The sequence below is a fragment of the Flavobacterium succinicans genome, assembly GCF_001662485.1.
GTDB classification, from domain to species: Bacteria; Bacteroidota; Bacteroidia; order Flavobacteriales; family Flavobacteriaceae; genus Flavobacterium; species Flavobacterium succinicans_A.
Genome location: NZ_JMTM01000035.1, coordinates 295,541 through 309,061, shown reverse-complemented (window position 1 = coordinate 309,061; position 13,521 = coordinate 295,541). Strand labels below are relative to the sequence as shown.

Here is a 13,521-nt window from a genome sequence, read left to right as displayed (position 1 = left end):
AAATTCAAAGGGTTATACAGAATAATTAATTTTACTTCTGTTTTTTTAACTATTTTTATAATGAGTTTTGTGATTTTTGTTTGAACAATGGCTTCAAAACCAGTTTTTTTATTTCATTATTATTCCATTTTTTATGAAAACCAGTCCAAAAAGAGTGCGCCAAAATGTTTTCGTTTTAAATTTTAAAAGATGCGTTAGTGTACTCTTTTTTGCCATGACTTTTATCTCTTATGGTCAATCCAAAGAAGGGATAAAAAAGGATGCAAAAACAAATGAAAGTAAACGATTAGATAGTCTAATGCAGCAATTGAACGCGGCAAGTTTGAAGGAAAATAAAACAAACTACGCATTTAATGTGTTGACCAATAGACAAAATTCAAGTTTTAATTTAATTAATGAAGAAATTCAAAGAGCTAATACTATTTTGAAAGAAGGTATTGATTATAAAGGTTTTACTAAAGAATTAGCACTGTTAGTAGAATGGAAAGATAAATCAGTAAAAGGCATAGTTAAGAATGTAAGCAAGATGCAAACCGTTAGGGATTTAACGACTACTTCACTTTTATTGAAAGAACTACTAAAAAGAACCGATTATCAATTAGACAGAATTTCATCAAATAACAAGTCGTTGAGTGGTATACAGCGAAGAATAGATTCCTTGGCAACCGATAAGATTTTTTATCAAATTCCTGTTCAAGAATCTGCAAAAAAAAATTATTACCAACGAATGGTATTAATGGCTAAAGATTTAAATAGCGCCAATGCCAACTTGAAAAATGCCATTGATAGCATTCAAAAGTTAGAAGTTAATGGAAAAATGTTCAAATTTAGTCTTGAATCAGACTTAGCTGTCGTAAATAATGTAAGGAAAAAGCTAAGTAAAAAAGTAAATTCAATATCACCAGATGTTGCTGATCAAAAAGAAATAGGCTTGACATTAGCGGAGAATTTTTTGCATTCCTTTATAAAAGGATATTTATTGTTTGTGTTTTATTTTGCTAATCAAACAGGGATTTTATCCTTGTTGTTTCTCTTTATCATCGGCCTCACGCTTTATTTAAGAGTGGTTAGAAGTAAATATAAGAAGGCAAATATGTATGAAAATTTAAAATACCCGGGCCATGTTTTGAATTACCCTTTGGCAGCTTCTATACTAATAATGATTTCAATTTTTCAATTTTTCTTGCCTTCGCCGCCATTTGTGTTTAGTGCATTTTTGTGGATTATTGGAGGGTTAGCTTTAACTCGCATTTTGTACAAATCCGTAAGTAACTATTGGTTCTTCATTTGGATGGCATTTTTTGTTTGTAATAATTTAGCCTTTCAAGATAATTTATTACTACTATTTTCAGTATCAGAGTCTCGATTTGTTTTGCTTCTAAGCGTTATTGGTTTTGCTTTAGGGGTTTATGTTTTTTGGAATAGAAAGGATAAAGAGAAAGAGATTCACGAAAAAAGTTTTGTAATTGCACTGCTCGTCTTTGTGATTTTTGAATTATGCGCTATGATTTTGTCAATTGCAAATTGTTATAATTTGGCCAAAATTTTGATGACCAATGGATATTTTACCATTTTAATAGCGTATCAATTAATTTGGGCATTTGGTTTAAGTTTAGATATTTTAAATTTTTCAAAATACTTATCACAATCTGAAGAGGAATCCCTTTTTTCAGAAGAAAAAGAAAAGAAATTTAAAGTCCCCACTTTTATTTACGTTTTATTTGCGATAGCATGGTATGTGTTAATAAGCAGGAATTCCTACAGTTTTCAAAGTTTTATAGAACCAATTTCTGAGGCTTTTTATGAAGAAAAACAATTTGGGGAATTCAAATTCTCATTCAATGCCATATTCTTGTTTTTCTTTATTTTATTCATGTCAGGATTAAGTGCCAAAATAGTTTCTTTTTTAACTACCGATAGTAAAGGAACAAATAATGGAAAGCCAAAATCAGGTTTAGGAAGTTGGTTATTGTTGATACGCATCGCCATAATCACCATTGGTGTTTTAATCGCTTTTATTTCGGTAGGTATCCCAATGGATAAAATTGCGTTAATGATTAGTGCTTTAAGTGTAGGTATTGGTTTTGGTTTACAAAATGTAATTAACAATTTGGTAAGCGGATTAATCATTGCTTTCGAAAAACCCATTAATTTAGATGATATTGTCGAGGTCGGAGGGCAGACAGGAAAAATGAAATCAATTGGAATTCGTAGCAGTGTAATTACTACTTGGGATGGTGCTGATGTTATTATTCCGAATGGAGATTTATTAAGTCAACATTTGGTGAATTGGACTATGGGAAGCAATCGTCGTAGATTTGAGATTGATCTTGGCGTAGCTTACGGTTCAGATTTAAAGGAGGTAAAAACAATTTTGATTGACATTTTAATGCAGCACGAGCTAGTATTGAAAAATCCTGCACCCATGGTTTGGGTAACTAAGTTTAATGATAGTTCTATTGACTTTGCCATAAAATATTGGGTGCCTCATTTTAATTTTGGAAATGATGTAAAAAATGATTTGATTATAGCAATAGATGTTGCCTTTAAAGTCAATGGAATCGAAATCCCATTTCCGCAACAAGATCTACATATTCGTTCCAATGTTTCTAATTCTAATGATGAAAATCTAGATAAAGAATAATTTTTTCGTTACCAAATGCGTCCTTTTGTTAAAGAAAAATTATTCATCCGTAATTAGAGTATTAGTAACTATTTTAATATTAAAATGAAATGAAAAAAGTAATTGTAACACTTGCCCTTTTTGTTTTTTGGGTATTATCTTCTTGTAAGAAAGAAGTAAAACCAGGTGAATCAACCACTGTTATAGTAGATTCTTTAAAAACCGAAGCTGTGGTAGATCCTGATCTAACAGATACCATCCCAGCAGGCAGCTACGGTATACATTCGTCAAGTAGTAAAACCGCCGATTTGATTCGTTTAATTTTGAAAAAATTATACAAAGATGACTTAGCAAAGAATTTTATCGATGACAATAGTAAAAAGTTTATTTTCTTTGAATATGATTTAAACGAAGATGGAAAAAAAGAGATTCTAGTCGGATTAACTGGAGGTTATTTTTGTGGTACTGGAGGTTGTACTCAACTGCTGTTGAATGATCAAGGAAATATAATTACGCAATTTTCGGTATCGGGTAATCCAGTTGTAATTGATACGAATAAAACCAACGGATGGAAGGATTTATTTATTTACAGCGGAAGTAAATACCGTGTTGTGAAGTTTAATGGAAAAACTTACCCGTCTAATCCATCAATATTGCCAGAACTAAAAGTTATACCTGGGGATGGTTTACCAAGAGCATTAGATTTTGAACATGAACCTTATGCTTGGTTTAAGTTTTAAGTAATAAAGAAAAGGGCTTTTCATATTCAAAAGCCCTTTTTTTATTAAGATAACATGTTACTGTTTTTTATAAATCGCATAGATAACATTTAATGTTTTTTGATCTATAACCGAGTCGATTTCTGTTTTGATATAATGCAATTTAAACGCTTTGATAGCGGCACTCAAGTTTTTGGTATCATACCCAATTATTCGCAACGCCATTTCAGCATTAAAATCTGTAGGGGCGGTTTCTAATAGCGCATCTGGCCAAATTCCGAACCCTTTTTCTGCTAATAATTGCCACGGAAATAAAGCGCTAGGATCTACTTTTCTGGTTGGAGCAATGTCAGAATGACCTATGAAATTTTGTGTAGGGATGTTATAGTCTTTCTTCAATTTTGTTAATAGAGCCAATAAACTATTAATCTGTGGTTCTGAAAAGGGTTCAAATCCATTGTTGTCAAGTTCAATCCCAATAGAAGCAGAGTTGATGTCGCTATTTCTTCCCCAAGTTCCATTGCCTGCATGCCATCCTCTTAAGTAATCATTTAGCATTTGTACCACTTTTCCATCTTCTGCGATTACATAATGCGCACTAACTTTTGTACTAGCTAATGTGAAAGTTTTCAATGTTTGTCTTAATGAATCTTGTGCGGTGTGATGTATAATTACAAAATTTGGTTTTCTTAGATTAAAGTTTACTGTTCCAATCCATTCAGTAGTTACATTTTCTAACGCAGTTGGGTTAAATTTAGAGATAGAATCCTTTAGGGTATTGATTTGTTTTGTGTAAAGCGTGTCCAAAGAAGTGGTGGTAGTCTCTACTTTTTTTAGAGCAATAGCTTCTTTTTCTGCTAGTTTTTGCTGTAAAACTTTAAGTTGCTGCTCGTATACTTTATTACTTTCCTTGTAAGGATTAGTTCCACATGAACTTATAAGTAAGCCCAAAGCAATACTAAGTAAAAGTTGTTTGTACATTTGTAAGTTGGTTAGTTGTTATAGCAAGTGTGGCTTCTTTTATTTCTTTTTCTTCTTTTTGAATCCTCCTGCAATAATTTTTTTGTAAGTATCTTTTTGATCTGGATTTAATAACTCTAGTATTTTTTGGTCGGTATTTTCAGAGATTACTTTAATATCCTCGCTTTTACTTTCGTTAGAGCCTTCTTTTTTTAGAATTACGCCTTGTGCATTTAGACTTTGGATCAAAATGTTTTTAATAGCAATCTCTTGCAAAGCATCCAAATTCATTTCTGTTTTAAGATTTTCCATTACTCTGCTAGCCGTCTCTTCATTAGAGGGCGGTTTTGGTGCGCTTTGTGTTGGTCCAGGCCCCATTTGGTTCATTTGACTCATTCTTCCATTGTTGCCATATCCATTATTGAATTGTGCCCAATTAGTTTGAGTAAAAAACAAGGTGCATCCTAAAAAAAATAAAAATTGAATCTTTTGCATTGCGATTGATTTATAAATTCAAATATACTAATTAAACGGGTTCTCCGTATAAGTCAAATTCCGTAGCTTCTGTAATTTTGATCATGACAAATTCACCAGTTTTTACATAATGTTTTGATGCATCGATTAAAACTTCATTGTCAACATCTGGGCTATCAAATTCGGTTCTCCCAATAAAGTGTGCTCCTTCTTTGCGATCAATAATGCATTTAAAGGTTTTGCCTACTTTTTCTTGGTTCAAATCCCATGAAATTTGTGATTGTAGGTCCATTAATTCGTTTACACGAGCTTGTTTTACATCATCAGGAACATTGTCTTCTAGTAAATAAGCGTGTGTGTTTTCTTCGTGTGAATAAGCAAAACAACCCATTCTGTCAAATTTCATTTCTTGAACAAAATCTTTTAACGTGTCAAAGTCCTCTTGAGTTTCTCCGGGATATCCTACGATTAAAGTTGTGCGAATTGTAATCCCTGGAACAGCTGCTCTAAAATCTTTCAACAATTGCGTAGTTTTTGCTTGAGTTGTTCCTCGACGCATAGATTTCAGTATGCTGTCTGAAATATGTTGTAACGGAATATCAATATAGTTACAAATTTTTGGTTCACGTTTCATGATTTCCAATACATCCATCGGGAATCCAGTTGGAAATGCATAATGCAAACGAATCCATTCAATACCTTCCACTTTTACTAGTGCTTCTAGCAAATCGCCAAGTGCACGTTTTTTATATAAATCAAGACCATAATACGTCAAGTCTTGCGCAATCAAAATCAATTCTTTTACACCATCTTTGGCTAATCCTTCTGCTTCTTTAACCAATTTTTCAATGGTTTGAGAAACATTTTTTCCTCTCATTAACGGAATTGCACAAAAACTACAAGGTCGGTCACAACCTTCCGAAATTTTCAAATAAGCATAGTTTTTAGGAGTTGTTGTCAAACGCTCGCCCAATAATTCATGTTTGTAATCCGCTCCCAAAGCCTTCAATAAACCCGGCAATTCAGTGGTTCCAAAATACTGATCTATATTCGGGATTTCTTTTTCTAAATCCGGACGGTATCTTTCAGAAAGGCAACCTGTTACGAAAACTTTGTCAACCAAACCTTTTTCTTTCTTATCCGCATATTCCAAAATCATGTTTACCGATTCTGCTTTAGCGTTATCAATAAAACCACAAGTGTTAATTACTATGATATTTCCTTCGTCTTCCGCTTTTGCTTCGTGAGTAACTTCTTTTCCGCTGGCACGAAGTTGTCCCATCAAGACTTCGCTATCATAAACATTTTTAGAACACCCTAAAGTGATGACATTAATTTTATTCTTTTTTGTTGACTTTGTTCTCATAATATAAATTCCCCTTCTTCTAGGAATTGGCAAAATTACGTTTTTTTTCTTCAGAAAAAGCATTAATTAGGGTTGTTATCCCATTATGTGTCGGATTTTAGATAGATTTTTGTAATGTTTTAGAAGCAGAAAGAAGGAGGCTTTCTTGAGGGCAAAGACCCGTTATCCGCTATATCTTTGCCTTTTGAAAGAAAAAAGGCAAAGGATGCCGCTCCTACCGGGGCTATAAGGAAGATAGGGCTTTTTTGCCAGCATTTAAAAGAAGACTCGATAATGCAAGAGCAAAAAAAAAGAAGCCGAACTTGGCTTCTATCTTTATATCTTTTTATAATTCAAACAACACCGTGAGCGATACATTGTTATTGATAGCATCTATACTCGCAGCATTCGTAAGTCCCGTGCTAAAAAAACCTTGTTGGTAATTTCGTTTGGCATAAGAATAGGCAAGGTCTACTCGTGTTGCTCCAAAATTGTATCCCAAACCTCCAGAATAGCCAGTCAAATCGCCAATGGTAGTTTTGTTTTTATAAGGACTTTGTTCCATACGGTAGCCACCTCTCAAGCTCAACGCTTTTATTTTGTATTCAGCTCCAATTCGTAATTCACCTGAATAATCAAGAGTTGTATTCATTTCAGCATTCAATCCTCTAAAATAATCATCGCTTGTAGGTCTAAATTTTACATTTGAATAATCTTTTACAGAGTAATCGATACTTATCAATCCCTTTTTGCCAAACACATAAGCCGCGCTTCCAGTAAATTTACTAGGAGTCTGTAATCGATAAGGAGCATAATAATTAGTGATGCGCGGATCAATTACATCGGCAGGTAATTCTCCAGAAAGGTTGCTTCTAACGGAGCTCAGTCGTTGTGTCAATTCGTCACTCAAATTCATCCAAGTTGGTGATTCATATGCCGCACCTAGTCTTAATCCATCTGTAATTTTTGCAATAGCGCCAATTTGAAAAGAAAATCCTGTTCCGTTGGTGTATAAATCATTACTAAAACGCATTCTGTTAATGCGATCCACGTTTGTTAAGGTGTTATCGTTGTCTTCGTAAAACCTAGAAGATTGCGTAAAATTAGAAAAATGCGAGTTAAGGTTAATACCTATATAAAGTTTGTCCTTGTAGGAAGACGAAAAGTTAAAAGATAACTTTCCGTTGTACCCATTAGAATAAATACCGTTCTCTTGAAAGTAATTGCCTCCTTCGCGAACATTTGAAGTATAGGCAGTATTATTTGTAGAATTCGAAACCGGGTTGATGATATATCCTTGATAGCCCAAAAAAGCTTGTTGTTCTGCGTTATTTAATGCTGAGTAATTACCATTTTCTAACACATTTAAAGGGATTCCATTAGCAAAACTCAAAAAATAATTCGCAATTGAGTTGGTTGGATTTACACCCGCAGAAAATTTTGCATTATCAAAATTGTTGGTGTTTTCATAGTTAACCGCAAAGGCTATTTTAGTCCATTTGGCATTTTTATCATGGTTTTTAAAAACAAAAACACCTCCTGCTTGATTCAAATCAAAAGAATTCTCGCTATCACTAGTCTGGGTGCCGAAATAATTTGAATTGTTTTTAGTGTCATAATTGCTGATGGTTAATCCTAATTGGTTGTTGTTAAACACCGCAGAACCCGCAGGATTTACATTGATAGACGATAAGTCACCTCCTAGTGCTCCAAAAGCGCCACTCATTGCCCTGTATCTTGCAGTTCCATTTAGGTTTTCTATAGAATAACGTAAGGCGTCAGATATTTCTTGAGCATTTGCCGATGTAAACATAAAAGCAAAAGCTAGTAGTATAAAGGGTTTCTTCATATTGATTGAGTTATTTTGATTGAATAGTTGTTAAAAAGAAGATTTTATCCTCTTCCGCCTCTTCCGCCTCCGCTAGAAGATCTTGATCCACCGCCTCCACCTCCACCTCCAGAAGAACGCATGCTGCCGCTTGAAGAGCTTGGAGAATAAGAACGAGTAGGGGTGTAACTATTATTTCTTGATGTTGAAGAGGAATTAGAGTTTGTGTTGTAATTACTGCTTTCTCTACTTGTTCTCATCGGGTTGTATGAAGAGTTGTTTGAGTTAGAGCTGCTATTTCTTCTGGTAAAAGAACTGTTAGAACTGTAATCAGAACTATTGTTTCTTCTATTGAAAGAATTGCTAGAGCTGTAATCGGAATTCGAATTTCTTCTATTTACAGAATTGTTAGAGCTGTAATCATAATTTGAATTTCGTCTAAGGTCAGTACTACTTCTTCTGTTGAAATTGGTAATGTTTTGACTGTTTCGGCTGTTATAAGTTCTATTGATATAGTTTCCGTTAGAGTAACCTGAGCCTCTTCTACTAGAGTTGTAGGCGTAATTGTTGTATCTATAACTTGGGTAATCCCAATGTCCTCCAGGGTAACCCCACCAGCCACCGCCAGGATAACCCCAGCCAATATTCCATCCCCAACCAGTATTCCATCCCCAGCCGGCATTCCATCCCCAAGGGTTATTCCAGCCCCATCCGCCATACCAGTTGTTCATTCCCCATCCCCATCCAGGGCCATACCAATTGTTCCAACCGTTGTTGTTTATATATATGGTAGTACTTTGTGGATTGCTTCCCCAACTAGCATAGCCAGTGTTTGGAGCTTGAATACTATCAGTAACGTCTACATAGTTGTTATAACTTTCTACATCAGTAAAAATGTCTGCCGATGAATTGGTGTTTTGTAGCGAATTAAAGTATTCTTGATATTGATTACCTGCAGTGTTTTGTGATTCGTTATAAACTACTCTAGAGGAATTAGAACCATATACACCATCTGATTCGTAGTAGGAGCTATTTTGATAAGAACCACACGAAACAATTACTAAACTTAGAAGTCCAACAAAGGTAAATTGGATAATATTTTTTGAGGGAAAAACGGTAGTTTTCATATCTATAGGAATTTTTATTGTTGAACAATACAAAAATAGTTAGTTTTGCCTAACTAATACGTTAAAAAAAATAAAACAAAATTTGTGCCAAACTATTTGATATGAGCAAGAACCTTACTACAAGAGAAGAAGATTATTCTAAATGGTATAATGAGCTAGTTGTAAAAGCTGATTTAGCCGAGAATTCAGGGGTTAGAGGCTGTATGGTAATTAAACCGTACGGATATGCTATCTGGGAAAAAATGCAAGCAGAATTGGATCGTATGTTCAAAGAAACAGGACATCAAAATGCTTATTTCCCATTGTTTGTGCCCAAAAGCATGTTTGAGGCAGAAGAGAAAAATGCTGAAGGGTTTGCAAAAGAATGTGCTATTGTGACCCATTATAGATTAAAAAACGATCCTGACAAGCCCGGAAAATTAATGGTTGATCCAAATGCTAAATTAGAGGAGGAACTAATTGTGCGTCCAACAAGTGAAGCGATTATCTGGTCAACCTATAAAGGATGGGTTCAGTCTTATAGAGATTTACCTTTATTAATTAATCAGTGGGCAAATGTAGTAAGATGGGAGATGAGAACACGTTTGTTTTTGAGAACCGCTGAGTTTTTGTGGCAAGAAGGTCATACCGCTCATGCTACAAGAAAAGAAGCTATAGAAGAATCTGAAAAAATGATGAATGTTTATGCTGATTTTGTTCAGAACTTCATGGCGATTCCAGTAATCAAAGGATTGAAAACTGAAACAGAACGATTTGCAGGAGCCGAAGAAACGTATTGTATAGAGGCTTTAATGCAAGATGGAAAGGCATTACAAGCTGGGACATCTCATTTCTTAGGTCAGAATTTTGCTAAAGCTTTTGATGTTAAGTTTGCTAATGCCGAAGGAAAGCAAGAATATGTTTGGGGAACTTCTTGGGGAGTTTCGACTCGATTGATGGGTGCGCTAGTAATGACGCATTCTGATGACAAAGGATTGGTTTTGCCTCCAAATTTAGCACCCATACAAGTGGTGATTGTGCCTATATATAAGTCAGATGAACAATTGCAAGCTATTTCTGCTGCTGTTGCTATTGTTTCAGCTGCGCTACGCAAACTTAATATTAGTGTTAAGTATGATGATAGAACCACACAGAAACCAGGATTTAAATTTGCAGAGTGGGAATTAAAAGGTGTTCCTGTTCGAATTGCAGTTGGTCCAAAAGATTTAGAAAATGGAACTTTTGAAGTAGCTCGACGAGATAATTTGTCTAAAGAGGTCATTGCTGCAGATGGAATTGAAAATTATATTGCTACTTTACTTTCTCAAATTCAAACGGATTTATTTAATAATGCGTTATCTTATAGAGAGAGTCATGTTACGGAAGTAAATAATTTTGAGGAATTTAAGTCTGTTTTGGAAGGAAAAGGAGGGTTCGTTTCAGCCCATTGGGATGGTACTGCGGCTACTGAAGAAAAGATAAAAGAGTTGACAAAAGCAACTATAAGATGTATTCCTTTGGATAGAGTAGAGGAGGCGGGAAGCTGCGTGTTTACTGGGAATTCTTCGGTTGGAAGAGTGCTATTTGCAAAGGCATATTAAAAAAAATTAATTTTTTTTGCATCAGCTATTGTGCTTCTCAAAAATAGTTGTATTTTTGCATCCGCAATACAGAAGCAGGGTCCGTTCGTCTATCGGTTAGGACGCCAGGTTTTCATCCTGGTAAGGGGGGTTCGATTCCCCCACGGACTACGAATTTTTATTGAATTGATTCCCGAACTTAGAAGAATAATGGTCCGTTCGTCTAGGGGTTAGGACGCCAAGATTTCATCTTGGTAACAGGGGTTCGATTCCCTTACGGACTACAGAAAAATAATAAAGATAAAAAAATAATACAATGGCAAATCATAAGTCAGCTCTAAAGAGAATCAGAAGTAACGAAAAGAAAAGAGTGTTAAATAGATACCAACACAAAACTACTCGTAATGCTATTAAGGCATTAAGAATTGCTACGGATAAAGCTGATGCTACAGCTAAATTGTCTGCTGTTATTTCTATGATTGATAAGTTAGCTAAGAAAAATATTATCCATGATAATAAAGCTTCTAACTTGAAATCTAAGTTAACTAAACATGTTGCTAAATTGTAATACGATATTTTATATAGCATACTAATAAAAAAAAACTCCTTTAAGGAGTTTTTTTTATGCTTTTTGTTATTTAAATTTTTCTTTCAAATAATCTAGCATTCCTACGGTGATCGGTTTTGGAAGAAAATCAGCAACCACACTAAACGTCTTTGCTTTTGCTAGGTCTTGTGGGTCAATAGTTGACGAAAGTATAATTACTTTAGCCTTGTTGAACTCTAAGTAATGCTCGCTGGTGAAAAGTTCAAGAAATTTCCATCCTCCCATAACAGGCATGTTTAGATCTAAAAAGATTAATTCAGGTATTGAATTAAGATTTGTTGAGGTGTTTTTTTTAGCGGTATCATACATTCGTAGGGCTTCTTCGCCATTTAAAGCGGTAATGACTTCCTTTGCAAAGGCAGTTTTTGAGATGATTTTTTTGCTAATCATCAATGATATTGGGTCGTCATCAATACAAAAAATGGTGTTGTACATTTTGCTTTTCTTTAAAAGGTTAATGTGAATTGAGTACCTTTGTTTACTTCACTTTCTATACTTATGTTTCCGCCTAATGATTCTATTTGCGATTTGACTAAGTAGAGTCCCAAACCTTTGCTGTCTGGGTAATCATGGAATCTTTGATATAAACCAAAGACATGGTCGGAGTTTCGTTTTAAATCAATTCCAATGCCATTATCTTTGAATTTTAATACCGTTTTATTGTTGATTTTTTTCGTTGAAATTGTAATTTTTAATCTATTAGATTCGGATTTATATTTAATGGAATTGGTTAACAAGTTCATTAAAATACTTTCAAGATATGCTTTATTAGTATAGATGGTTTCAATTGGGTCAATATTTACTTTTAATACGGGTTCGGATTGTTCAATTTGAAATTGAAGTTGATTAAAAACATGTTCCAAAACTTCACAAATAGAAACATTTTCTTTTTGTATAGAAATTTGATCTTTTATTACAATAATTTTGACCAAATCATTGATGGTTTCGTTTAAAAGATGGGTAGATTTATTGAATCCATTTATTATTTCTAACAATTCGCTATCAGTAATTGTTATGTCTTCAATTAAATTCAGGAGGCCTATTAAATTTGATAATGGTGCTCTTAAATTATGGGAAGTGATGTAAGAAAATTGTTTTAGGTCTTTGTTGTTTTGCGTCAATTCGCGTATGAGCTGTTCTTTTTCCTTTTCTTGCTTTCTTTCAGCTGTAACATCTTTCTGAATTGAAATCCAATGTGAAAGTTCTTTGTCTGCATTGTAAATGGGAATCATTGAAAAACGAACCCAATATTCTTCTTTGTTTTTTTTTCTAGTTAGAGTTTCGATTTGACATTCCCTTTTTTCGGCAAGTGCTGAGCAGAATTTTTCATATTCATTGTGATCAAGATTGTCAGTGTTGAAAGGATTGAAAGGTTTTAAAAGAATGTTTTCTGATTTATGTCCTGTCATGAGGCGAAAAGCGTCATTTACATAAATGATATTTGGGAACAAAGCACTTTCTGAATCGGATTTGGTGATTACTACTGCATCTTTTGTTTGGGTAACTACAGTTTCTAATAATTTCAGGTTTTGTTCTTCTTGTTTTTGTTTTGTAATGTCTTGAATGGCTCCAATCATCCGTAAAGCTCTACCCTCTTTGTCTTTTAAAAGAAAACCTCGGTCAAGTACATATTTATAAGTATTGTCGGAGCATCTAAAGCGATATTGGTCTTGCCATTTTTCAGACTTTTGTTCAATGAAAGAATATAATTTTACAGACATTTTTATGCTGTCTTCGGGGTGAATTTTGTCAAACCACCATGCAGACGTATTGCCTACTTGATCTTCGGTATACCCAAAAATAGATGCTATTCCTTTGTTCCAAGTGATTGAGTCTTCTTGTATTTTCCAATCCCAAATAGTATCACTAGTAGCCTTCGAGACAATGTCGTACTTTTCATTTGATTCTTTTATTTCATTTGTATTTGTTCTTATTTTATCTAAAATTCTAATGTTGCGATTGTCGTTTTTGGATAAAATGTATCTAAATAATAATCCTACAAATAAGATAAAAATTATGTCTTTGATTAAATTGTTGAAGAGAGGGTTTTCAAAATGGATTTTGTTTGAAAATTTATACCAAACAATAGCCATAAATATGGAGAAAAGAATGAAAATACTAATTATTTGGTTGGTTTTACTTTTCATTACTCAAATATAAATAATTTATTTGTTAGAATTTTAAATTTTTGTTGCAAAACTTAATTTTATAAAAATCATGAATATTGAACTACTTGCTATTCATTGTTTTAGTAAACGGTCTAGGAATGTTTTTTATAT

General features: G+C 33.8%; 11 protein-coding genes and 2 tRNA genes. 6 read left to right on the top strand and 7 right to left on the bottom strand.

The features are described 5' to 3' along the window. The first annotated feature begins 214 nt into the window (after positions 1–214). Both FLB_RS06850 and FLB_RS06845 read left to right on the top strand, forming a co-directional pair. Entirely contained in the window at positions 215–2,644 is a 2,430-nt protein-coding gene (locus FLB_RS06850) for a mechanosensitive ion channel family protein (protein ID WP_197488943.1), read from the top strand. An 89-nt stretch (positions 2,645–2,733) separates the two neighbouring features. After that, complete coding sequence (locus tag FLB_RS06845; RefSeq protein ID WP_064715201.1) at positions 2,734–3,363, top strand: hypothetical protein; 630 nt, start codon at positions 2,734–2,736, stop codon at positions 3,361–3,363. Between the two features lie 57 nt (positions 3,364–3,420). On the opposite strand, the gene FLB_RS06840 is transcribed toward FLB_RS06845, so the two are convergent. The 5 genes from FLB_RS06840 to FLB_RS06820 all read right to left on the bottom strand — a co-directional run bounded on the left by FLB_RS06840 (position 3,421) and on the right by FLB_RS06820 (position 9,076). Then, positions 3,421–4,323, bottom strand: a complete 903-nt coding sequence (locus FLB_RS06840; RefSeq protein WP_064715200.1) for an N-acetylmuramoyl-L-alanine amidase — start codon at positions 4,321–4,323, stop codon at positions 3,421–3,423. A gap of 39 nt (positions 4,324–4,362) precedes the next feature. Continuing rightward, entirely contained in the window at positions 4,363–4,797 is a 435-nt protein-coding gene (locus FLB_RS06835; protein ID WP_064715199.1) for a hypothetical protein, read from the bottom strand. A 31-nt stretch (positions 4,798–4,828) separates the two neighbouring features. Continuing rightward, a complete protein-coding gene (gene rimO / locus FLB_RS06830; protein WP_064715198.1) occupies positions 4,829–6,142 on the bottom strand; it encodes a 30S ribosomal protein S12 methylthiotransferase RimO in 1,314 nt (437 codons plus the stop codon). Between the two features lie 325 nt (positions 6,143–6,467). After that, positions 6,468–7,970: an OmpP1/FadL family transporter gene (locus FLB_RS06825; RefSeq protein ID WP_064715197.1), complete on the bottom strand. Its 1,503-nt coding sequence runs from the start codon at positions 7,968–7,970 to the stop codon at positions 6,468–6,470. Positions 7,971–8,014: 44 nt separating this feature from the next. Beyond that, positions 8,015–9,076, bottom strand: coding sequence for a hypothetical protein (locus FLB_RS06820; RefSeq protein WP_064715196.1), 1,062 nt, complete (start codon positions 9,074–9,076; stop codon positions 8,015–8,017). A gap of 101 nt (positions 9,077–9,177) precedes the next feature. Here FLB_RS06820 and proS point away from each other — a divergent pair, with 101 nt between their 5' ends. From proS to rpsT, 4 genes are all read left to right on the top strand, one after another. Continuing rightward, positions 9,178–10,656 carry a proline--tRNA ligase gene (gene proS / locus FLB_RS06815; RefSeq protein WP_064715195.1) on the top strand — a complete coding sequence of 493 codons (1,479 nt, stop codon included), beginning with the start codon at positions 9,178–9,180 and terminating at the stop codon, positions 10,654–10,656. Positions 10,657–10,734: 78 nt separating this feature from the next. Next, positions 10,735–10,806: transfer RNA gene (locus FLB_RS06810), tRNA-Glu, on the top strand. Positions 10,807–10,847: 41 nt separating this feature from the next. Continuing rightward, positions 10,848–10,919: transfer RNA gene (locus FLB_RS06805), tRNA-Glu, on the top strand. Positions 10,920–10,951: 32 nt separating this feature from the next. Further along, entirely contained in the window at positions 10,952–11,203 is a 252-nt protein-coding gene (gene rpsT, locus FLB_RS06800) for a 30S ribosomal protein S20 (protein ID WP_064715194.1), read from the top strand. A 66-nt stretch (positions 11,204–11,269) separates the two neighbouring features. On the opposite strand, the gene FLB_RS06795 is transcribed toward rpsT, so the two are convergent. Both FLB_RS06795 and FLB_RS06790 read right to left on the bottom strand, forming a co-directional pair. Then, complete coding sequence (locus FLB_RS06795; RefSeq protein WP_064715193.1) at positions 11,270–11,677, bottom strand: response regulator; 408 nt, start codon at positions 11,675–11,677, stop codon at positions 11,270–11,272. 11 nt (positions 11,678–11,688) lie between these two features. Next, positions 11,689–13,389 (bottom strand): PAS domain-containing protein, encoded by a 1,701-nt coding sequence (locus FLB_RS06790; protein ID WP_064715192.1) that lies wholly within the window; start codon positions 13,387–13,389, stop codon positions 11,689–11,691. Positions 13,390–13,521 lie beyond the last annotated feature (132 nt).